The 19,400-nt window shown below is 70.6% G+C and carries 19 protein-coding genes; 10 read left to right on the top strand and 9 right to left on the bottom strand.

The genetic code is table 11. From position 1 onward, the window contains the following. Window positions 1-3 precede the first annotated feature (3 nt). Window positions 4-618, top strand: a complete 615-nt coding sequence (locus H0I76_RS04505; protein ID WP_200607523.1) for a DUF2244 domain-containing protein — start codon at window positions 4-6, stop codon at window positions 616-618. Here H0I76_RS04505 and H0I76_RS04500 read toward each other — a convergent pair. Beyond that, window positions 612-1,004 (bottom strand): DUF6165 family protein, encoded by a 393-nt coding sequence (locus tag H0I76_RS04500; protein ID WP_200607521.1) that lies wholly within the window; start codon window positions 1,002-1,004, stop codon window positions 612-614. The two genes, H0I76_RS04505 and H0I76_RS04500, sit on opposite strands and share 7 nt — an antisense overlap. Then, window positions 1,001-2,431: a glycosyltransferase family 9 protein gene (locus tag H0I76_RS04495; protein WP_200607519.1), complete on the bottom strand. Its 1,431-nt coding sequence runs from the start codon at window positions 2,429-2,431 to the stop codon at window positions 1,001-1,003. The genes H0I76_RS04500 and H0I76_RS04495 overlap by 4 nt, the downstream gene beginning before the upstream one ends. A 202-nt stretch (window positions 2,432-2,633) precedes the next feature. Between H0I76_RS04495 and mgtE the strand changes: the two genes are divergently transcribed. The 4 genes from mgtE to H0I76_RS04475 all read left to right on the top strand — a co-directional run bounded on the left by mgtE (window position 2,634) and on the right by H0I76_RS04475 (window position 6,849). After that, window positions 2,634-4,025 (top strand): magnesium transporter, encoded by a 1,392-nt coding sequence (gene mgtE / locus H0I76_RS04490; protein WP_200607517.1) that lies wholly within the window; start codon window positions 2,634-2,636, stop codon window positions 4,023-4,025. An 88-nt stretch (window positions 4,026-4,113) separates the two neighbouring features. Further along, the gene (locus tag H0I76_RS04485) at window positions 4,114-5,028 is read left to right on the top strand and encodes an AAA family ATPase (RefSeq protein ID WP_200607515.1); all 915 of its coding nucleotides are present in this window, start codon (window positions 4,114-4,116) and stop codon (window positions 5,026-5,028) included. 60 nt (window positions 5,029-5,088) lie between these two features. Further along, window positions 5,089-6,330, top strand: a complete 1,242-nt coding sequence (locus tag H0I76_RS04480) for a vWA domain-containing protein (RefSeq protein ID WP_200607513.1) — start codon at window positions 5,089-5,091, stop codon at window positions 6,328-6,330. A 195-nt stretch (window positions 6,331-6,525) separates the two neighbouring features. Beyond that, complete coding sequence (locus H0I76_RS04475; protein WP_200607511.1) at window positions 6,526-6,849, top strand: hypothetical protein; 324 nt, start codon at window positions 6,526-6,528, stop codon at window positions 6,847-6,849. Window positions 6,850-6,868: 19 nt separating this feature from the next. Here the strand turns inward: H0I76_RS04475 and H0I76_RS04470 are convergent, their stop codons facing one another. Further along, window positions 6,869-7,549 (bottom strand): cupin domain-containing protein, encoded by a 681-nt coding sequence (locus H0I76_RS04470; protein ID WP_200607508.1) that lies wholly within the window; start codon window positions 7,547-7,549, stop codon window positions 6,869-6,871. Window positions 7,550-7,735: 186 nt separating this feature from the next. Between H0I76_RS04470 and H0I76_RS04465 the strand changes: the two genes are divergently transcribed. Together H0I76_RS04465 and H0I76_RS19670 are read left to right on the top strand one after the other, a co-directional pair. After that, window positions 7,736-8,806 (top strand): XdhC family protein, encoded by a 1,071-nt coding sequence (locus H0I76_RS04465; protein ID WP_200607506.1) that lies wholly within the window; start codon window positions 7,736-7,738, stop codon window positions 8,804-8,806. Further along, window positions 8,803-10,470, top strand: a complete 1,668-nt coding sequence (locus H0I76_RS19670; RefSeq protein ID WP_325166403.1) for a molybdopterin-binding/glycosyltransferase family 2 protein — start codon at window positions 8,803-8,805, stop codon at window positions 10,468-10,470. Before H0I76_RS04465 ends, H0I76_RS19670 begins: the two co-directional genes overlap by 4 nt. 24 nt (window positions 10,471-10,494) lie before the next feature. Here H0I76_RS19670 and H0I76_RS04455 read toward each other — a convergent pair whose 3' ends face one another. Beyond that, entirely contained in the window at window positions 10,495-11,487 is a 993-nt protein-coding gene (locus tag H0I76_RS04455) for a site-specific tyrosine recombinase XerD (protein ID WP_200607504.1), read from the bottom strand. After that, window positions 11,484-11,624: a hypothetical protein gene (locus tag H0I76_RS04450; protein ID WP_200607502.1), complete on the bottom strand. Its 141-nt coding sequence runs from the start codon at window positions 11,622-11,624 to the stop codon at window positions 11,484-11,486. Before H0I76_RS04450 ends, H0I76_RS04455 begins: the two co-directional genes overlap by 4 nt. Before the next feature lie 257 nt (window positions 11,625-11,881). Here H0I76_RS04450 and H0I76_RS04445 point away from each other — a divergent pair, with 257 nt between their 5' ends. Together H0I76_RS04445 and aroB are read left to right on the top strand one after the other, a co-directional pair. Next, window positions 11,882-12,466: a shikimate kinase gene (locus H0I76_RS04445; protein WP_325166402.1), complete on the top strand. Its 585-nt coding sequence runs from the start codon at window positions 11,882-11,884 to the stop codon at window positions 12,464-12,466. 7 nt (window positions 12,467-12,473) lie between these two features. Beyond that, entirely contained in the window at window positions 12,474-13,583 is a 1,110-nt protein-coding gene (aroB, locus tag H0I76_RS04440) for a 3-dehydroquinate synthase (protein ID WP_200607875.1), read from the top strand. Between the two features lie 9 nt (window positions 13,584-13,592). Here the strand turns inward: aroB and H0I76_RS04435 are convergent, their stop codons facing one another. After that, entirely contained in the window at window positions 13,593-14,216 is a 624-nt protein-coding gene (locus tag H0I76_RS04435) for a class I SAM-dependent methyltransferase (protein WP_200607498.1), read from the bottom strand. Window positions 14,217-14,348: 132 nt separating this feature from the next. Here H0I76_RS04435 and H0I76_RS04430 point away from each other — a divergent pair, with 132 nt between their 5' ends. Continuing rightward, window positions 14,349-15,230 carry a LysR family transcriptional regulator gene (locus tag H0I76_RS04430; protein WP_200607495.1) on the top strand — a complete coding sequence of 294 codons (882 nt, stop codon included), beginning with the start codon at window positions 14,349-14,351 and terminating at the stop codon, window positions 15,228-15,230. A 110-nt stretch (window positions 15,231-15,340) separates the two neighbouring features. Here the strand turns inward: H0I76_RS04430 and H0I76_RS04425 are convergent, their stop codons facing one another. The 3 genes from H0I76_RS04425 to H0I76_RS04415 all read right to left on the bottom strand — a co-directional run bounded on the left by H0I76_RS04425 (window position 15,341) and on the right by H0I76_RS04415 (window position 19,121). Beyond that, entirely contained in the window at window positions 15,341-16,300 is a 960-nt protein-coding gene (locus H0I76_RS04425; protein ID WP_200607493.1) for a radical SAM protein, read from the bottom strand. Window positions 16,301-16,417: 117 nt separating this feature from the next. After that, window positions 16,418-17,374: a phosphate acetyltransferase gene (locus tag H0I76_RS04420; RefSeq protein WP_200607491.1), complete on the bottom strand. Its 957-nt coding sequence runs from the start codon at window positions 17,372-17,374 to the stop codon at window positions 16,418-16,420. Window positions 17,375-17,612: 238 nt separating this feature from the next. Further along, window positions 17,613-19,121, bottom strand: a complete 1,509-nt coding sequence (locus H0I76_RS04415; RefSeq protein WP_200607489.1) for a mechanosensitive ion channel family protein — start codon at window positions 19,119-19,121, stop codon at window positions 17,613-17,615. Window positions 19,122-19,400 lie beyond the last annotated feature (279 nt).

Here is a 19,400-nt window from a genome sequence, read left to right as displayed (position 1 = left end):
GCGATGCTCGATCCCAGGAATGACACGGCCGGGGGGAAACCCCCGGCCGTTCGCGCCTCGGGGCAGGGGGTGTTCGCCCACACGCCCGACTGGGCCGGCCGCTCGGATCCCCCGGCCTACCACGTCCACCTGTGGCCCAACCGCTCGCTGGGACGGCGCGGGCGCCGGGGCGTGATGACGCTTTTGGGCGTGGGGCTGCTGATCCCGCTGATCCCGTCGCTGGGGACGCCGGTGTTCTGGGGCCTCCTGCCGTTCGAGGCGGCGGCCTTCTTCGCCCTTTGGTACTCGTTTCGCCGCAACGACGCGGACGCCCGGCTGACCGAGGAACTCGCGCTCTGGCCCGACGAGATCAGGGTCGAGCGATGCGAGCCCTCGGGCCAGGTGCTGCGCTGGCGCGCCGATCCCTACTGGGTGCGCATCACCGTCCATAGCGACAGCCGCCCCGAGAAGTATCTTACCCTCAAGGGCGGCGGCCGCGAGATCGAGCTTGGCGCCTTCCTCAGCCCGGGCGAGCGCGAGGCGCTGGCCGAGGAGATCGAGTCGGCCATCCGTGCCACCCTCACCCGCGGCGCGGTCCCCCCGGACGAACCTGCGGGGTCGCAGGGCACGCCTCAGTAGGGCTTGTAGGATTTCTCCTCGATGAGGCGCGAGCCGAGCGCAAGGCTGATCTCACGCTTCAGCGCCGCGCGCCGGTCATTTGTGCGATAGACCGCACGTGCCAGCGCGACGAACTCGGCGCCGAAATCCCCCGCCGCCTCGCAGGCGCGGATCCGGTCCTCGATGTCCCAGAGCGCCTCGTTCGCCGCGCGCAGGGCCTCGCTCAGGCGCGGCAGGTCGGGATGCGGCGGGATCGCCCGCTCGCGCGCGGCCTGCAGCGCCGCCCGCTCGGCCTCGACATTGGCGCGCTGGGCCGGGTCGGTGATCCGCTCGGCCTTGATGTCGAGGATCGTCAGCCGGTCGATCAGCTCGCCCGCTGGCACCTCGATGGTGACGGTCCCGCTCATGCATGCCCCCGCCGTTCGAGCAGGCCGGGGTGCGCCCGCAGCGCCGCCTCGACACGGGCGAACAGCTCGTCCCAGTCCCCCGGTTGCTGCTGTCGCCACAGCCGCATCGACGGGTACCACGGTGTCGTCTCGCCCTTGCCATAGAGCCAGAAGCCTTCGTGGCTCAGCAGGTTCCAGACCGGCTTGCCCAGGGAGGCCGCGACATGCACGACGGCGGTATCGGTGGTGATCATCAGGTCCATCTCGTCCATTACGGCGGCGCTGTCGGCGAAGTCGCGATCCGCGCCGCAGGCGTCCACGATCAGCCCGGCCATGCCCGAGGCGAGAAACGCCTCGTGTGCCGGCCCCTTGTAGAGGCTGAAGAGCTGCACCCCGGGCACGCCCGCCAGCCCCAGGAAGCTCTCGGGCCCCGTCGAGCGCAGGTGATTGCCCTTGAAGGTGGTGCTGCCGGTCCACACGACGCCGATCCTGAACGCCAAACCGAACGGCGCGACCAGCGCCCTGGCCCGCGCCCGGCTGTCCGAGGGGATCGCCAGCGGCGGCGCGGGCGGGATGCCACCGGCCATGCCGACGAGATGCGGCAGGCTCATGTTGGGCGTGTAGAAATCGTAGTCGTCGCTGCGGCGCGCGGCGTCCGTCAGCCGGATCCCCGCAAGCCCGGCAAACAGCCGGCGCAGCGGCGGCTTGACCAGCATGGTCACCTCGGCCCCCATGGCGCACAGCGCGGGCAGGAAGCGGCTCATCACGATCGCGTCGCCGAACCCCTGTTCGGGCAAGACCAGCAGGCGCTTGCCCGCGATCGCCTCCCCCTGCCAGCGCGGCCAGGGCACGTCGGCGGGAAGGCTCACCTCGCCATCGGCATAGCGGCACTCGAAATCCGCGAACCCGTCGCGCCAGTACCCCAGCATCAGCTGGGCAAGGCCGCGCTGCAGCCGGCAGGTGTCGTCGGCCCATCCTTCCTGCTCGGCCCCGTCGACCAGGGCGATCGCCTCCTCCTGCCGCCACTGCGCGCGCAGCACCGCCGCAAGGTCGCGCAGGCGCACCGGGTCGCGTGGCGCCTCGGCAATCAGCTCGCGGCGCAGCGCCTCGGCCTCCGCGCATTGCGCGTCGTCGGCCAGGGCGTTGGCGAGGTTCACGCGGGCGCCCACGAGCCCGGGGTCGAGCGCGAGCGCGCGCCTGTGCGCGGCGATGGCGGGGCCAAGCCGCCCCATCCGCCTCAGCAGCGCGCCGAAATTGGTCCAGACCTGCGCGTTGCCGGGCGCGCCGGCCAGCAGGCGGCGGTAGACAGCCCCCGCCTCATCGAGCTTCCCGGACCGGTGCAGATCGAGCGCGCGCTGGTGCAGTTGCGCAAACGATGCGCCCGGTGCCGCGGCTTCCGCATCCGGGTCAGCAGCCTGCGCGTCAGCACCGTTTTCCGCCTTTTCCATCGCGCCGTCCCTTGTACCCGCCGCCCCGGTGATACCGTCTCGTCATGGCATGGGATCATGGCGCTCCAAGTCGTGGCCCGCCAGCCGAAAATCCCCGCGGCGGCCTTTGCGGTTGCGCCGGATTTCGCCTAAACAGTGGCTCGCGGTGCCACGGGGAACCACGTGAGCGGTGCGGCCGCGCGCATTCTTCGGAGGGCCAGAGATGACCGAGACGCAACCGGTGATCCCGGAGCCCGTGGACGAAGACGACGCGTTCGATCTCGACCCCGAAAAGGTGACGGCGGTGATCGAGGCGGTGCGTGCGGGCGACAAGCCCGCCGTGCTCGAACTGATCGAGGACCTGCACGTCGCCGACCTCGCCGACCTTCTCGAGCAGATCGACAGCGAGACCCGGCGCCAGTTCCTCGACATGGCCTGGTCGGACATCGACCAGGAGGTCCTCGTCGAGGTCGAGGAGGGCGTGCGCGACGACATCCTCAGCTGGCTCGAGCCCGAGCGCCTGGCCGAGGCCGCGCGCGAGTTCGAGACAGACGACGTCGTCTACCTGCTCGAGGACCTCGACGAGGAGCAGCAGCGCCAGGTGCTCGAGGCGCTCGAGCCCGAGGACCGGGTTGCGGTCGCCAAGTCGCTGACCTACCCCGAATACTCGGCCGGCCGCCTGATGCAGACGGACTTCGTCAAGGCGCCGCCGTTCTGGACCGTCGGCCAGATGATCGACTTCCTGCGCGCCTCGGCGGGCGAGCTGCCCGAGCAGTTCTACGACATCGTCGTCGTCGACCCTGCGATGAAGCCCGTCGGGACGATCCCGCTGTCGAAGATCATCGGCACGCGGCGACCGGTCACTCTCAGCGCGCTGATGGACGAGGATTTCCGCACCCTGCATGTCGAGGACGCGCAGGAGGACGTGGCCTACGCCTTCAAGCAGTACCACCTCGTCTCGGCGCCGGTGGTCGACGACGACGGCCGCCTGGTCGGCGTGATCACCATCGACGACGCGGTCGAGGTGCTGGACGACGAGGCCGAGGAAGACCTCAAGCGCCTCGGCGGCGTCGGCGACGAGGAAATCTCCGACCGGGTCTGGGAGATCACCCGCCAGCGCTTTCCATGGCTGGGCGTCAACCTGATGACCGCCATTCTCGCCTCGCTGGTCATCTCGCTCTTCGAGGGGACGATCCAGCAGATCGTGGCGCTGGCCGTCCTGATGCCGATCGTCGCCTCGATGGGGGGCAATGCCGGGACGCAGACCCTCACCGTCGCGGTGCGCGCCCTGGCCACGCGTGATCTCACGCCGACCAACGCGATGCGCGTTGTCGCGCGCGAGACTGTGGTGGGCTTCTTCAATGGCGTGGGTTTCGCGATCGTCATGGGCCTGATCGCCTGGTTCTGGTTCGAAGACCCGCATCTCGGGATGGTCATCGCTGCCGCGATGGTGGTGAACCTGCTCGTCGCGGGGCTCTCGGGCATTCTCATCCCGCTCGCGCTCGACCGTGCCGGCGCCGATCCGGCCCTGGCATCGGGCACCTTCGTGACCACGGTGACCGATGTCGTGGGGTTCTTCTCGTTCCTCGGCCTCGCCGCCCTGGTGCTGTTGTGACCAGCCGTCTCCGGCGGCGCTACTGCGCTTGACGCCGCCGCGCTAAGACCGTCCATTGGCCGCTGGCCGCGAACAGGAGAGAGGGCGCATGACCGCGATACCGCGCAGCATCGACGACACCATCGGGCTTCTGTCGGGGACCGGCTATGTCTGCGGCCGCGCGCTGGCGACGGTGGTGTTCCTCTCGCTTCGGCTCGGGCGTCCCCTGTTCCTCGAGGGCGAGGCCGGCGTCGGCAAGACCGAGATCGCCAAGGCCCTGTCCACCGCGCTGGGGCGCCGCCTGATCCGGCTGCAATGCTACGAAGGGCTCGACGCGGCCTCGGCCGTCTACGAGTGGAACTATCCCGCCCAGATGATCGAGATCCGGCTGGCCGAGGCCTCGGGCGATCGCGACCGCGAGGCCATCGCCAACGACCTCTTCTCCGAACGTTTTCTCGTCCACCGCCCGCTCCTCGACGCGATGAGCCCCCAGCCCGGCGGCGCGCCCGTGCTGCTGATCGACGAGCTCGACCGCACCGACGAGCCCTTCGAGGCCTTCCTGCTCGAGGCGCTCTCGGACTTCCAGGTGACGATCCCCGAGTTCGGCACCGTGAAGGCGCCCGAGCCGCCGATCGTCATCGTCACCTCGAACCGCACGCGCGAGGTGCACGACGCGCTCAAGCGCCGCTGCCTCTATCACTGGGTCGACTATCCGACGGCCGAGCGCGAGCTCGAGATCCTGCACGCCCGCGCCCCCGAGGTGCCCGAGCAGCTGTCGCGCGAGGTGGTGAGCTTCGTCCAGCGCCTGCGCACCGAGGACCTGTTCAAGCGCCCCGGCGTGGCCGAGACGATCGACTGGGCCAGGTGCCTCGTCGCCCTCGACGCGATGGCGCTCGATCCGCAGACCATCTCGGACACGTTGGGCGCGCTGCTCAAGTACCAGGACGACATCGCGCGCTTCCAGGGTTCCGAGGCGAAGCGCCTGCTCGACCAGGTGAAGGCCGGCGTCGAGGGGGCAGCGTGAGGCGGGCCGTGACACCTCGTGGTCTCCGGCAGGATGCGGGTCGCCTCGGTGCCAGGTTCGATGCCTGAGATCCGGATCCCCGAGGACGGGCGGCTTGCCCAGAACATCCTCTATTTCGCCCGCACCCTGCGCGCGGCGGGGCTGCCGGTCGGCCCGGGCCGCGTCGTCGACGCGGTCAAGGCGGTGGCGGTCGGGGGCGTCGACCACCGCACCGACTTCTACCACACGCTGGCCGCCTGTTTCCTGAGCCGGCCCGAGCAGCGCGCCGTCTTCGACCAGTGCTTCCACATGTTCTGGCGCGACCCCCAGATCCTCGAGAAGGCGATGGGCCTGCTACTGCCCGAGATCAAGGTCGCGCCCGAAGAGCGCGAGAAACGCGCCGCCGAGCAGCGTGCCGCCGAGGCCATGACCAGCGGCGCCAGGCTCCCGCCGCCCCCGCCGGCCGAGGAGGAGGGCGAGGAGGTCGAGATCGACGCGCGCCTCACGATGTCGACCGAAGAGCACCTCGCGTCGCGCGATTTCGAGCAGATGACCGCCGCCGAAATCGCCGAGGCCAAGCGCGCTATCGCCCGGCTTGCCCTGCCGGTCAGGCCGATCGCCTCGCGTCGGGCGCGCCCGGCGGCGCATGGCCACCTGCCCGACTGGCGCGCCACCATGCGCAAGGCGATGCGACGCGGCGGCCAGGTGCGGGAGTTCGCCCGCGCGACCCGGCGCGAGCGCTGGCCGGCGCTGGTCTGTCTGTGCGACATCTCGGGCAGCATGGCGGGCTACAGCCGCATGCTTCTGCATTTCCTGCACGCCGCAGCCAATGCGAAGGGGGCGGGCTGGTCGAAGGTGCATGCCTTCACCTTCGGCACGCGGCTGACCAACATCACCCGTTACCTGCGCGAGCGCGACGTCGACGAGGCGCTCAGGCGCGCCGGCCGCGAGGTGCAGGACTGGGAGGGCGGCACCCGCATCGGCGCCTGTCTCGAGGCGTTCAACCGCGACTGGTCGCGCCGCGTTCTGGGGCAGGGGGCCGTGGTGCTCCTGATCACCGACGGGCTCGAGCGCGACGAGCCCGAACGCCTTGGCCACGCGGCCGAACGGCTCGCGCTGTCCTGCCGCAAACTCGTCTGGCTCAACCCATTGCTGCGCTGGGACGGCTTCGAGGCCCGGGCCGCGGGCGTCCGCGCGATCCTGCCCCATGTCGACAGCTTTCGCGCGACTCACTCGATCGACAGCCTGCGCGAACTGGCCGAGGCGCTGACCCGCCCGGACGACCAGGGCGCGAAGGCGCGCATGCTCGCAACCATGCGCTGAGCGACCCCGCCGCGTCGGGCCCCTTCTGTTCAAAAACGGTGCAGTTTTCGCAAGATATGCGGCGTTGAGATCGCGCTTGCGCCGCAATTTTACCGTGGAGGGCGCGCATCCTTAACCATCATTTCCGCGGGGCTGTGGGCCTTGCGGAGACGGGAGGCGGACAACCGCCCCCGGATCGAGGGGAAGGATCGGGCCATGCTGTTGCAAGTTCTGGAATCTGGAGTTCTCGTCGTCGTCTCGCTGATCTGGTACGGGTCGCTCTGGGGCGTCATCGCGCGGCGCAAGGCCACGCCGGTGCGCCCGGCCATCGTCACCCTGATCTGCGCGGGATTGCTGGTGGGGATCGCGTCGAAGCTGAGCGAGTTCGCGGGCGGCGCGCCGCTCGACCCGCTCGTCTGGCTTCACGTCTTCAACCTGATGGTCGTGTTCGCCGATCTCGGCGTGACGGCCCGCTACGTGCGCGGCGCGCATGACCTGCGCGCCCTGCTTCGGAGTACGGACGGGGCGCAAGCCGTCTGAGGCCCGTACCCGACACGACTCAGGCCGCGGGAGGACGGGGCTCCTCGCTCAGGTGCCCCGTCTTGACCCAGACCAGCGCGCCTTGCGGGCCCGCCTGCGCCTCCAGGCGGGCACCCTTGGGCAGGCGCAGCCACGCCTGGGGCTCGAACTGCTCCGCGCTTTCTGCAAAGTCCCCCTCCAGCACCAGGATCTCGGCACCTCCGGGCAGGACTTGGGTGACCTTTGCGCCGGGCGCCCAGCGCTCGAGGCGGACATCCTCGCGCGCGTCGCTGTGAAGCGGCGCCACCTCGATGCCCGGCCGTCCTTCGGCGGGGGAAAATTTCCGCTCGGCCGGCGGCACGCGCACCTCGGCGCGGTCGTCGGGCGACATCTGCCAGAGCTTGACGAAGATGGTGCAGCCCGGCGCCGATGCCGGCGTGTGGCGCGAGGTCGGCGGATTGCGCACATAGGTGCCGGCGGGAAAGTCGCCGCTCTCGTCCTGGAACACGCCCTCCAGCACCAGGAACTCCTCGCCCCCGCCATGGGTGTGCGCGGCAAAGGCCGATCCCGGCGCGAACCGCACGATCGTGGTGGCGCGCGCCACCTCGTCGCCGATCCGGTCGAGCATCCGCCGCTCGACCCCCGCGGCGGGCGAGGGAACCCATGGGTTCGATGCGGGGTGCATCGCGGCGCGGCGGCTGAAATCGTCGTTGATGCGCATGGCGGCCTCCGTTCTTCGTCCTCTTCCACATAGGTAGGGCCAAACATCGCCCGCGCACAGATCACGTCTGCGTGTGGCGCGGCCCCGGCGGGCGGCGGCGGCCTCACCCCTTGCCATCGCGCCCCACAAGGGGCACCTCTTCTTGAGCCGCGCCCGGGACGCGTCGCGCCGGGCAGGAGGAGAGCCATGGCCATCACCGATCACGATCGCATCCCCGAAATCGCGCTCAGCTGGCACCGCGATGGAAAGGGGGCGGCGCTTGCCACCGTGGTCCAGACATGGGGCTCGGCGCCGCGCCAGGTCGGCGCGCAGCTTGCGATCTCGGGCGGCTCCGAGATCATGGGCTCGGTCTCCGGCGGCTGCGTCGAGGGGGCCGTCGTGGTCGAGGCGCTCGACGCGATCGGCGACGGGCGCTGCCGGATCCTCGAGTTCGGCGTCTCGGATGCCGAGGCCTTCGCCGTCGGCCTCGCCTGCGGCGGCACGATCCGCGTGCTGGTCGAGCCGGTCGGCATCGGCGACGGCGTCCCCGAGGGGCTGCTTGCCGAACTGGTCGCGGCCCGCGCGGCGCGGCGCCCCGCGGCGGTCGCGACCGACACCGCAACCTGGACGCGCCGCCTGCTGGCATACGCGGATGCGCCCGCGCGGTTCGACGCCGACCGGTCGGGCTTCCTCGACGATGACGCGCCCCAGACCTTCCTCGCGGTTCACAACCCGCCGCTGAGGTTGGCCATCGTGGGGGCCGCGCATATCGCCCAGCCGCTCACGCTGATGGCGCGCGCGGCCGGCTACGACGTCACCGTGATCGACCCGCGCGAGGCCTTTGCCTCCGAGACCCGCTTCCCCGGCGAGGCGGTTAGTCACGACTGGCCGGACGAGGCACTTCGGGCGCATGGGCTCGACCTGCGCACGGCGCTGGTGACCCTGTCGCACGACCCCAAGATCGACGATCCCGCGCTTGTCGAGGCGCTGCGCTCCGATGTCTTCTACATCGGCGCGCTGGGCTCGACCCGGACCCACGCCAAGCGGGTCGACCGGCTCCGGGCAGCAGGTTTTTCCGAGGCCGAGATCGCGCGCATCGAGGCGCCCATCGGCCTCGACATCGGCGCGAAATCCCCCGCCGAGATCGCCATCGCCATCCTCGCCCAGATGACCGAGCGCCTTCGCCGGCCCGACACCCGCCCGGGTGCGCGTCCCGGTGTGCCGCCCGGTGCGGCCGATATGCCGCCGCTGCGGCGCGCATCAGGGGGGCAGGGATGAGGTTCGCCCGTGTCCCCCTCGACGACGCCGCCGGCGCGATCCTCGCCCATTCGCTGGGCGTGCCGGACGGGCGCATCAAGAAGGGCACCCGCCTTGGCCCCGACGAGATCGAGCGCCTGCGCGCGGCGGGCCATGCACAGGTCGTCGCGGCGCGGCTCGACGACGGCGACCTGCCCGAGGACGAGGCGGCGGCGCGCATCGGGGCGGCCCTCGCGCCCGATCCCGCGGCGCTCGGCCTCACGCGCTCGGCGCCTTTCACCGGCCGCTTGAACCTTTACGCCGCGACCGGCGGCGTCGTCTCGGTCGATGCCGAGGCGGTGCGTGCGATCAATGCGGTCGACGAGGCCGTGACGCTTGCCACCGTCGCCGACCGCGCGCGGGTCACCGCCCGCCAGATGATCGCGACCGTCAAGATCATCCCCTACGCCGCGCCCGAGGCCGCCGTCCGGCGCATCGAGGCCCTGATCGCCGGCCGGCCGGATCCGCTGATCCGCTTGCACGGCCTCGTCCGAGACTCGGCCACGCTGATCCTCACCCGCGTGGCCGGCATGAAACCTGCCCTGGTCGAGAAGGGCGCCGAGGCCGTCCGCGCCCGGCTCAGGGCGCTTGGCATCGAACTGGCCCGCGAGGTCGTCGTCGCGCATGACGAGGACGCGCTGGCCGCGGCGCTGGCCGACGCGCCGGGCGCGATGGTGCTGATCCTCACCGGCTCGGCCACCTCCGACCGTGGCGATGTCGGGCCCGCCGCGCTGGTGGCGTCGGGTGGGCGCCTCACCCGGTTCGGCATGCCGGTCGACCCCGGCAACCTTCTGTTCCTGGGCGAGCTGGCCGGGCGCCCCGTGATCGGCCTTCCGGGCTGTGCGCGCTCGCCCAAGCTCAACGGTGCTGACTGGGTGCTCGAGCGTGTCGCCTGCGGCCTCGATCCCGACTGGTCCGAGATCGCCGCGATGGGCGTGGGCGGCCTGCTCAAGGAGATCCCCTCGCGGCCCCAGCCCCGCACCGGCGAGGCCCCGCGCGAGGCGTCGGGCGAGGCGGACGACGAAGGCACCGGGCGCTGGCCCCGCATCTCGGCCGTCCTGCTCGCGGCGGGCGCGTCGCGGCGCATGGAGGGGGCCGACAAGCTGACCGAGATGGCTGGCGGGCGCCCGCTCCTGGCCCGCGCCGCTGCCGCGCTTGCCGCCAGCGCCGTCGAGGAGGTCGTGGCCGTCCTGCGCCCCGGCGACAGTGCCCGCGCCGCCGCGCTGCAGGGGCTTGGCGTGCGGGTCATCGAGAACCCGCGGGCGGCCGACGGCATGGGCACCTCGATCGCCGCCGGCGTCGCGGCGCTCGCGCCGGGCATCGACGCCGCGATGATCGCGCTTGGCGACATGCCCGATCTCGATCCCGCCGACATCGACCGGCTGATCGCCGCCTTCGACCCGGCGGAGGGCCGCGCAATCGTGCGTGCGCGTGGCGCCGAGGGCGCGCCGGGGCATCCGGTGATCTTCGGGCGGCGCTTCTTCGAGCCCCTGCGCGCGCTCGAGGGCGACGCCGGCGCGCGCGCCGTGATCGCCGAGCATCCCGAGTTCGTCGTCGACGTCACCCTGTCCGGCCGTTCGGCGTTGACCGATCTCGACACGCCACAGGACTGGGAAGCCTGGCGCGCGCGCCAGGCCGGCGCCTGACCGGCGCCCGACCAGCTACAGCGCTCAGTCCTGCGCCAGCGGGTGGTGTGTCAGCACCAGCTGCCGCAACCGCTCGTCGAGGACATGGGTATAGATCTCGGTGGTCGAGACATCGGCGTGCCCCAGCAGCGTCTGGATTACTCGCAGGTCGGCGCCATTGGCCAGAAGATGCGTGGCGAAGGCATGGCGCATCGTGTGGGGCGAGAGCCCTTCGGGGTCGAGGCCGCTGCGCGCCGCCAACCCCTTCAGCGCCGCCCAGAAGGCGACCCGGCTCAGATGTCCGGCCTTACCGGTCGATGGGAACAGGAAAGCCGAGGGCCGTGCGCCCCCGCGACGCGCCGCGGCCTCGGCGCGGTCGCGCACCGCCAGCCATCGGGCCAGCGCCTCGCGCGCGGGCTCCGAGAGCGGCACCATGCGCTCGCGACCACCCTTGCCCCGCACCATCAGCATCCGCGGGTTGCCGCGCGCCGCCTGGGCCGGCAGGCCCACCAGTTCGCTCACCCGAAGGCCGGTGGCATAGATCAGCTCAATCAGGCAGTAGAGGCGCAGTGCATTGGCGGCCGGCGGCTTCGTGCCTGATTGCCCGTCCGTGCCGGCCTCGGTCTCGTCCTGCGCCGCGTCGCGGGCGGTGGAGATCAGGCGGTCGACCTCGTCGACGCCCAGCGTGTTGGGCAGCTTGCGCGCGGGCTTCGGCCCGGTGATCCGTGCGGCGGGGTCGTCGTCGCGCCAGCCCTCGGTCAGCAGGAAGCGCATGAGCTGGCGGATCGCCGAGAGCTTGCGCGCACGGGTCGAGGGCGCCATCCCGGCATCCTCCAGCACCGAAAGATAGGCCTCGATCTCGGGCCTGCCGGCCGTGGCGAAGTCCCGCCCGCGCGCGGTCAGCCAGGCGCCGAAGTCCCCGAGGTCGCGGGCATAGGCGGTCAGGGTGTTGCGCGCCGCGCCACGCTCGGCCGCCATCGCCTCGAGAAAGGCCTCGAGCCAGCCTGCCGCCCGTGCCGCAGGCGCGCCGCCGCTCATTGCCCGGCTGCGGGCGTTTCCAGCGGCAGGCTCACCGGCGCGCGCGGGGCGTCGAGATCGCCAAACAGCGCGTAGCCCACCAGCGCCAGCGCCGCCAGCACGATCAGACGGAATAAGTATTTCAGCAGCCTGCCCATGGCCCTTGCCCCCGCCCGCGGCGCGCGGCCGCTGGTCCCCAGCTTCCGGGTCTCTCGCCGGGATCGCTCGCTCCCGGACTTTCGCCCACCTTGGCTCCGGCGCACTTTCGCCGTCTCGCGGGCTGGTGTAGACCCAGACCCCGCGCCGACCGCGCCGACGCTCTCCGCCCGGACAGTAACCCGGAGGGGGCGCTCGGGGCAATCGCCGGAACGGCCCGGCGGCGCGCGGAGGGACGATGCAGGGGGCGAGACCAGGCGTGGCAAAGCAGGCCCGCACAGCGTCAGTCGAGGGCCCGACGCTCAGGCGCCCGATCGTGCTGATCGGGCTGATGGGCGCCGGCAAGAGCTCGGTCGGCCAGCGGCTTGCCGAGCGGCTTGGCGTGCCCTTCGCCGACTCGGACGCCGAGATCGAGCGCGCCGCCGCGATGAGCATCGCCGAGATCTTCGAACGCTACGGCGAGCCCCATTTCCGCGACGGCGAGCGCCGCGTGATCGCGCGCCTGCTGCAGGAGCCGCCGATGGTGCTGGCAACCGGCGGCGGCGCCTTCATGAACCCCGAGACGCGGGCCCTGATCGCGCAGGGCGCGACCAGCGTCTGGCTCAAGGCCGGCCTCGACCTGCTGGTCTCGCGCACCGCTGGCCGGACGCACCGCCCGCTCCTCAACCGCGGTAATCCGCGCGAGACCCTCGCCCGCCTGATCCGCGATCGCTACCCGGTCTATGCCGAGGCCGCCGTGACGGTCGAGAGCGAGGCCGGCTTCACCCATGACGAGATGGCGTCGCGTATCATCGCGGCGCTCGAGGCACATGGCGCGTTTCTACCCGCGCCGCGAGACGAGTGAGGCAGGCATGGAGACGGTGCGCGTCGGTCTGGGCGAGCGAAGCTATGACATCCTGATCGGGCCCGGCCTGCTTGGCCGGGCGGGCGGGCTGATCGGGCCGTATTTGCCGCGTCCCTTCGCGGCGATCGTGACCGACGAGACGGTGGCGGGCATCCATCTCGAGCCCCTGCGCGCGGCCCTGGCGGCCGAGGGCATCGCCAGTGAGGCGGTGATCCTGCCGCCGGGCGAGGCCACCAAGTCGATGGCCAACGTGACGCTGGTGGTCGAGAGGCTGCTCGGGCTGAAGGTCGAGCGCGACGATCTCGTGATCGCGCTGGGTGGCGGCGTGATCGGCGATCTCGCGGGCTTTGCCGCCGCGATCCTGCGCCGGGGCGTGGGCTTCGTGCAGGTGCCGACCACGCTGCTCGCGCAGGTCGACAGCTCGGTCGGCGGCAAGACAGGCGTGAACTCGCCGCATGGCAAGAACCTGATCGGCGCCTTCCACCAGCCGCGCCTCGTGCTTGCCGACATCGACATCCTGGCGACCCTGCCGCCGCGCGAGTTCCTGGCCGGATATGCCGAGGTGGTGAAATACGGCCTTCTGGGCGACGCGGCCTTCTTCGACTGGCTCGAAGCCCATGGCTCCGCGCTCAGGGACGGCGACACGCTGGCGCGGCTCCACGCGGTGCGGCGATCGTGCGAGATGAAGGCCGACATCGTCGCGCGCGACGAGCACGAGCGCGGCGACCGGGCGCTCCTGAACCTCGGTCATACCTTTGGCCATGCGCTCGAAGCGGCGACCGGCTATTCGGCGCGGCTCCTGCATGGCGAGGGGGTCGCGATCGGCATGGCGCTGGCCTTCGAGGTCTCGGCCCGCATGGGGCTCTGCGCGCAGGAGGCGCCCTCGCGCGTCGCCGCGCACCTCGCGGCGATGGGCATGAAGCACCGGCTCGCCGACATCCCGGGCGATCTGCCTGATGCCGAGGGGCTGATCGCGCTGATGGGGCAGGACAAGAAGGTCCGGCAGGGCCGGCTCACCTTCATCCTGGTGCGCGGGATCGGCCAGGCCTTCGTGACGCGCGAGGCAGACATGGCCGTCGTGCGCGCCGTGCTCGGGGAAGGTCTGGCGGCGCGCTGAACGCAGCGCTCAGGGGCGCTTTGCCACGACGAAGCGGGCAGGGGGCGAGGCCGGGAACACCCCCGTCTCGATGATCCGGAAGCCCGCGGCCTCGATCGCGGCGTCGAGCTCGGCGACCGCCATCGATCGCACATAGGGCGCGATGCCGACCAGCTGCAATGGCTTGATCAGCGCCCGCATCCACAGCGGCGCACCCTTGATGCAGACCGTCTTCGAGACGAAGACCCCGCCGGGCTTCACCAGCCCGTGGATCCGTTCCAGCGCGCCCGGCAGGTCCTCCAGCAGGTGCAGGAGGTTGAAGGCGAGCACCGCGTCGTAGCTCTGCCCGCCGATTCCGGGCCCGTCGGCGGGGCTGCGCAGGAAGCGGACATTGCCGGCCCCAGCCGCCCGTGCCTTGCCCTCGGCGATCTCGATCATCCTGCCCGAGATGTCCGAGGCCGTGATCGCGCCCACGGCGTCGGCAAGCTTGAGCGCGGTCGTCCCCGTCCCGCAGCCGATCTCCAGCACCGTGTCATCGGGCGCGAGATGCGAGCGCGTGCGCGCCAACGTGCGCTCGTAGGCGTCGACGTCCCGGACCGGGCGGCGTGCATATTTGTCGGCGATGCGGTCCCAGAAGGCGGCGGCGGGCGTCATGGCGGATCCTCGGCTTCGTCATGCGGTGGTGGCGCGGGCTGATGCGGGTTCAACCTGTGCGGAAATGCTGATTACCTATGCGAGGATCGAAGGTGAATTGCCAAAATTCGCAGCGGTGATATACGAAAACGCATGAAACGCCTCCCGAAGGGCTTCAACTGGGCTCAGGCGCACGCCTTCCTCGCGACAGCCGAGGCTGGATCCTTTTCGGCCGCAGCCCGCGACCTGGGCCTGACGCAGCCGACGCTGGGCCGGCAGGTCGCCGCGCTCGAGGCCGATCTTGGTGTGACGCTGTTCGAGCGCGCCGGGCGCAGCCTCGTGCTGACGAAATCGGGTCTCGAGCTTCTCGACCACGTCCGCGCGATGGGCGAGGCGGCCGAGCGGGTGGCGCTGACCGCTGCCGGCCAGTCCCAGGCGGTCGAGGGTCACGTCTCGCTCGCCGTCACCGACGTCACCGCCGCCTATCTCCTTCCGCCGGTGCTGCACCGGCTGCGGGACGAGGCGCCCGGCATCACCGTCGAGATCGTCGCCTCGAACACGATGAGCGATCTCAGGCGGCGCGAGGCCGACATCGCGCTACGCCATGTCCGGCCCGACCAGCCCGACCTGATCGCGCGCCGGGTGAGGGACACGACCGCGCATCTCTACGCGGCGAAAGCCTATCTCGACCGCTGCGGCAGGCCCGCCTCGACGGCCGATCTCGCCGGCCACGATTTCGTCGGCTTCGATGCCTCTGACCGCCTGCTCGTGGCGCTGAACGGGTTCGGCATCCCGGTAACGCGCGAGAATTTCCGCATCGGCTCCGAGGACGGCCTCGTCGCCTGGGAGATGACGCGCCAGGGCTTCGGCGTCGGCGTGATGATCCGCGAACTGGCCGCGATGACGCCCGGGGTCGAGCAGATCCTGCCCGAAATCGCGTTTCCGGTGCCGACCTGGCTCGTGACGCATTGCGAGCTCAACACCAGCCGGCGCATCCGCATCGTCTTCGACGCTCTCGCCGATGCTTTCGGCTGATGCCGCGGCGTCCGGCGCGGAGCTTCGAAAATGCGCGAGACAATCTGAATTTATAGTGTTATCAACGTGATAAGGTCTCTTTCACGTGTGAAAGCACTGCCATTCACGCCTCAGCCCGAGCAGCTTGCGCCGCCCAGGACGCAGAACTTGGCGCAATGCGGGTGGTTGAGCGCGACCGGCCGCGCCGCCTCGCGCAGGGTGCGGCCAAGCTCGAACTGCCGGTCATAGGTCAGAAGCGTGCAGGCCAGGACGACCGGCGCCGTCTCGCCCCGCCGCTTCACCACCATCCGCGCGTTCGAGCACATCACGCTGTCGGGACGCTTGCCCAGGATGCCCCAGCAGCTCTCGGTGATCTCGGGCACCTCGGCGCCCTCGTCCATCTCGGGGAAGAGGACGCAGAGCCCGGGGTCCTGCGCATCGATGTCGAAGCCCTCGGCGGCGAAGAGCCGGGCATAGCCCGCGCGCGCCTCGGCGTCGCTCTCGCCCCACAGCGTCCGGCCCGCGACCGCCATGCGAATGCCGGCGTCGCGCAGCCAGCGCATGCCCTCGACGGTCTTGGCGAAGCCGCCGGCGCCACGTTCCTCGTCGTGATGCTCGGCGCTCCAGTGGTCGAGCGAGATCCGCAGCGTGAGCCGCGCGCCGAAGCGGCGGGCCAGGTCGGCCAGCCCGCTGCGCACGCTCCCGCGCATCATCGGGCGCATCGCGTTGGTCAGGATCAGGACCTCGTGCCCCGCCTCCAGCGCAGCCTCGGCCATGCCGATCATCTCGGGGTTCATGAAGGGCTCGCCGCCGGTGAAGCCGATCTCGCGAATGGGCAGGCCGTCGCGCGCGATCTCGGCGAGATATCCCTCGACCTCGGCGCGGGTCAGGTAGACCAGCGCGTCGTTGCTCGGCGACGAGAGGATGTAGCAGTTGCGGCACTCGATGTTGCAGAGCGTTCCGGTGTTGAACCACAGCGTCTCGAGCGCCCTCAGCGCGACCCTGGCGCGCCGCTCGCCCCTGGCCGTCCAGTCCGGGTCCTGAAACTTGTCCAGCACGACGGGATGTGCCGCGGCCGCCTGGTCGTTCATCGTCGTTCCTCGCATAGCACCGTCCGCATGAGTTGGCTGCGGCGGGCTGCAAAGTCAAACCAATGCGCGCTCTTCAAGCGGATGTGACCGTCCCGCGGGCCGCTTGCCTTCGCGCTCTCAGGCCGCCGGCACCGCAGCCGCCTGACGGCGTGACGCGGCATAGAGCGTCGCCACCGCGCACGAGGCCATGCGCGAGCGGATACTGTCGGCCCGCGAGGTCAGGACAATCGGCACGCGTGCGCCCAGAACGATCCCGGCCGCGTCAGCGTGGCTGAGGAAGGTCAGGTTCTTGGCCAGCATGTTGCCGGCCTCGAGATCGGGCACGACCAGGATCTGCGCGCGCCCCGCGACCGGCGAGACGATGGCCTTGATCCGCGCGGCCTCGGGGTCGATGGCGTTGTCGAAGGCCAGCGGTCCGTCGACCAGCCCGCCGGTGATCTGGCCCCGGTCGGCCATCTTGCACAGTGCAGCGGCCTCGATGGTCGAAGGGATCTTGGTGGTGACCGTCTCGACCGCCGAGAGGATCGCCACCCGCGGCTCGCCCAGCCCGATGCCGCGCCAGAGGTCGATCGCGTTCTGGACGATGTCGCGCTTGGCGTCGAGGTCGGGGAAGATGTTGATTGCCGCGTCGGTGATGAACAGCGTGTCCTCGTGGCCGGGCACGTCCATGACGAAGACGTGGCTGATGCGCCGCTCGGTGCGCAGGCCGGTGGCCGAGGAAGTGACCTCTTGGATCAGCTCGTCGGTGTGCAGGCTGCCCTTCATCAGGAGCTCGCCCTTGCCCTCGCGGATCAGCTCGACCGACTTGGCCGCGGCGGCATGGCTGTGCGGCGCGTCGACGATCTCGATGCCCCCGATGTCCAGTTCCTGCTCGGTCGCGATGGCCCGGATGCGCGCCTCGGGGCCCACGAGCACCGGCCGGATGAGGCCGGCGGCCCTGGCCTCGATCGCGCCCGTCAGCGAGGGCGCGTCGCAAGGATGCGCGACGATCGTGACCGCGGGCGCGGCGGCACGGGCCGAAGCGATCAGGCGCTCGTATTTCGACTGCGGCGTCTGGGTCGTGGCGTCGCTCATGATCGGGGGATCCTGTCGCTTGCGGGCTTGGAAAACCGCGGGATGGTCGAGGGCGCAGAGGTCCACGCCACCTGCGCGTGACGGTCGCGGATGTTAACCGAGCCGCGCCCGGCGTGCCATGCGTCCTGACGCGGGGTTGACCCGCGGTAGTCGACGGGACGAGGAGCGGCGGCCGGGCCGCGCGTCCCGTCGGGCCACCATCGCGCCAACGCGCGGCACCGGCGCCGATGCGGCTCGGTCATGCCTCGTTCGGGCGCTCGTCGGCACCGTCGTCGCCTTTGGCCATCGCGGCCGCTGAGCCGGCCCGGGGGGCGCGCGCCTCTGCGAGTACCGGACGGTCCGCCTCCCCGCCCTGGCCGGCGGGCGCGGCCTTCACATGGACGTCCCGCTGCGGATAGGGGATCGAGATGCCGGCCGTATCGAACGCCTGTTTCACCTGCTGCATGAGATCCCAGTAGACCGCCCAGTAGTCGACCGTCTTGGTCCAGGGGCGGCAGATGAAGTTCACCGAACTGTCGGCAAGCTCGTGCACGCGGATGACAGGGGCGGGCTCCTTCATCACCAGCGGATGAGCGGCCACCGTCTCTTCGATGACACGCCGGGCATCGGGAATCGAATCCTCGTAGGAGATGCCGAACACCAGGTCGACCCGGCGCGTGTCGCTCGCGGTCACGTTGGTGATGACATTTCCCCAGACATTCTTGTTGGGAATGACGATCACCTGGTTGTCGGGCGTGACGACGGTGGTCGCGACGATGCTGACGGCCTTCACCGTGCCCGCGACGCCGCCGACATCGACATAGTCGCCCTCGTCGAAGGGGCGGTTGACCATGATCATCAGGCCGCTCGCCAGATTGCCCAGCGTGTCCTGGAAGGCGAAGGCGAGGATGAAGGATGCACCGCCGATCAGGGCGAAGACGGGCGAGATATCGATCCCGAGGGCCGAGAGCACGACCATCAGCCCGACCGCGAGGACGATCCAGTAGACCACGGTCACGAGGAACGCCTGCAGCAGCTTCGACAGGTTGGGCACATGCCCGATCCAGCGGCGTGCGAAGCGTCGCATCACGCGGGCGAAGAAGACCAGGCCCATCAGCGAGCCGATGATTACCGAGAGGTCGATCCCCAGCTGGATGCCGCCGTCCCGGCTGGCGAGCCATGAGGCCGCCTGTGCGACCAGGGTCTGGAAGTCGGCGGTGCGCGTCTCCTCGATGATGATCGCGCTGCGATAGGCGCGGAAATCCTCGATCGCATCCGGGTCGCCGCCCTTCTTTTCCCAGGCCGCGATCACCTTGGAATACTTGTCGAAGAGCGCCTTTCGCGCGTGAACCAGGTCGGTGAGATGCTCGCGCGCGGCCTCCTCGACCGTGCCTTCGGTCTTGTCGATGGCAATCTGCGCGGCCATGACCTCCTCGGTCTTGGCCTTCACGATCTTGAGCCATTCGGCGGTAAGGGCCGCGAGTTCATCCTTCGTCATCGGCACGAGGCGGTGCTCGAGTTCGGTCGGGTTGATATCCGGGTCGAGGACCTCGGCGGTCACTCCCGTCTCGGCGTCACGCGCGGTCTCGTCCACAGCCGCCGCGGCGATCGCGTCGGCCAGGTTCTCGGCGACCGTATCCGCGGGCGTCTGCGCCGGATCTTGCGCCCGAACAGGTAAGGCGATGAGCCCAAGAAGGACTGCGACGGTCAGGACGCGCAACGCGTGCAGAAGGGCCCACGGATGAATGAATCGCGAGACGACGGACATGAATGCTTGTTCTCCTGTCTCAGAGCCGCGCCACTGGGACGCGGTCGCTTCCTCTGCGTGATCCGGCCGCTGAAATGCGCCCGGCCACCGGTTTTCCCGCCCTCGGGGCAACTCTCGGGGACTGATCCGCCATGAGCAACCGTTCGCTGTGCCGCATGCGGATGCGAGCGGGATCCGGCCGCGGCGCGTAGCGGAGGGTTCTGAACTCCACATGTCCATGACGTCTCGGCGTCAAAGTCACGCTCCGAGAGGTGTCCGAACCGGCCTGCGCGGAAGATC

The organism is Thermohalobaculum xanthum, assembly GCF_016623495.1.
In the GTDB taxonomy this organism is placed as follows: Bacteria; Pseudomonadota; Alphaproteobacteria; order Rhodobacterales; family Rhodobacteraceae; genus Thermohalobaculum; species Thermohalobaculum xanthum.
This window is presented reverse-complemented; position numbering and strand designations above follow the sequence as displayed.

Bases quoted from the DNA above. Each gene is read 5' to 3' on its own strand.
- H0I76_RS04505 (WP_200607523.1), top strand. From the start codon at position 4: ATGCTCGATCCCAGGAATGACACGGCCGGGGGGAAACCCCCGGCCGTT.
- H0I76_RS19670 (WP_325166403.1), top strand. From the start codon at position 8,803: ATGAGGTTCGCCCGTGTCCCCCTCGACGACGCCGCCGGCGCGATCCTC.
- mgtE (WP_200607517.1), top strand. From the start codon at position 2,634: ATGACCGAGACGCAACCGGTGATCCCGGAGCCCGTGGACGAAGACGAC.
- H0I76_RS04425 (WP_200607493.1), bottom strand. From the start codon at position 16,300: ATGAACGACCAGGCGGCCGCGGCACATCCCGTCGTGCTGGACAAGTTT.
- H0I76_RS04465 (WP_200607506.1), top strand. From the start codon at position 7,736: ATGGCCATCACCGATCACGATCGCATCCCCGAAATCGCGCTCAGCTGG.
- H0I76_RS04430 (WP_200607495.1), top strand. From the start codon at position 14,349: ATGAAACGCCTCCCGAAGGGCTTCAACTGGGCTCAGGCGCACGCCTTC.
- aroB (WP_200607875.1), top strand. From the start codon at position 12,474: ATGGAGACGGTGCGCGTCGGTCTGGGCGAGCGAAGCTATGACATCCTG.
- H0I76_RS04420 (WP_200607491.1), bottom strand. From the start codon at position 17,374: ATGAGCGACGCCACGACCCAGACGCCGCAGTCGAAATACGAGCGCCTG.
- H0I76_RS04480 (WP_200607513.1), top strand. From the start codon at position 5,089: ATGCCTGAGATCCGGATCCCCGAGGACGGGCGGCTTGCCCAGAACATC.
- H0I76_RS04485 (WP_200607515.1), top strand. From the start codon at position 4,114: ATGACCGCGATACCGCGCAGCATCGACGACACCATCGGGCTTCTGTCG.
- H0I76_RS04435 (WP_200607498.1), bottom strand. From the start codon at position 14,216: ATGACGCCCGCCGCCGCCTTCTGGGACCGCATCGCCGACAAATATGCA.
- H0I76_RS04470 (WP_200607508.1), bottom strand. From the start codon at position 7,549: ATGCGCATCAACGACGATTTCAGCCGCCGCGCCGCGATGCACCCCGCA.
- H0I76_RS04450 (WP_200607502.1), bottom strand. From the start codon at position 11,624: ATGGGCAGGCTGCTGAAATACTTATTCCGTCTGATCGTGCTGGCGGCG.
- H0I76_RS04475 (WP_200607511.1), top strand. From the start codon at position 6,526: ATGCTGTTGCAAGTTCTGGAATCTGGAGTTCTCGTCGTCGTCTCGCTG.
- H0I76_RS04455 (WP_200607504.1), bottom strand. From the start codon at position 11,487: ATGAGCGGCGGCGCGCCTGCGGCACGGGCGGCAGGCTGGCTCGAGGCC.
- H0I76_RS04500 (WP_200607521.1), bottom strand. From the start codon at position 1,004: ATGAGCGGGACCGTCACCATCGAGGTGCCAGCGGGCGAGCTGATCGAC.
- H0I76_RS04495 (WP_200607519.1), bottom strand. From the start codon at position 2,431: ATGGAAAAGGCGGAAAACGGTGCTGACGCGCAGGCTGCTGACCCGGAT.
- H0I76_RS04415 (WP_200607489.1), bottom strand. From the start codon at position 19,121: ATGTCCGTCGTCTCGCGATTCATTCATCCGTGGGCCCTTCTGCACGCG.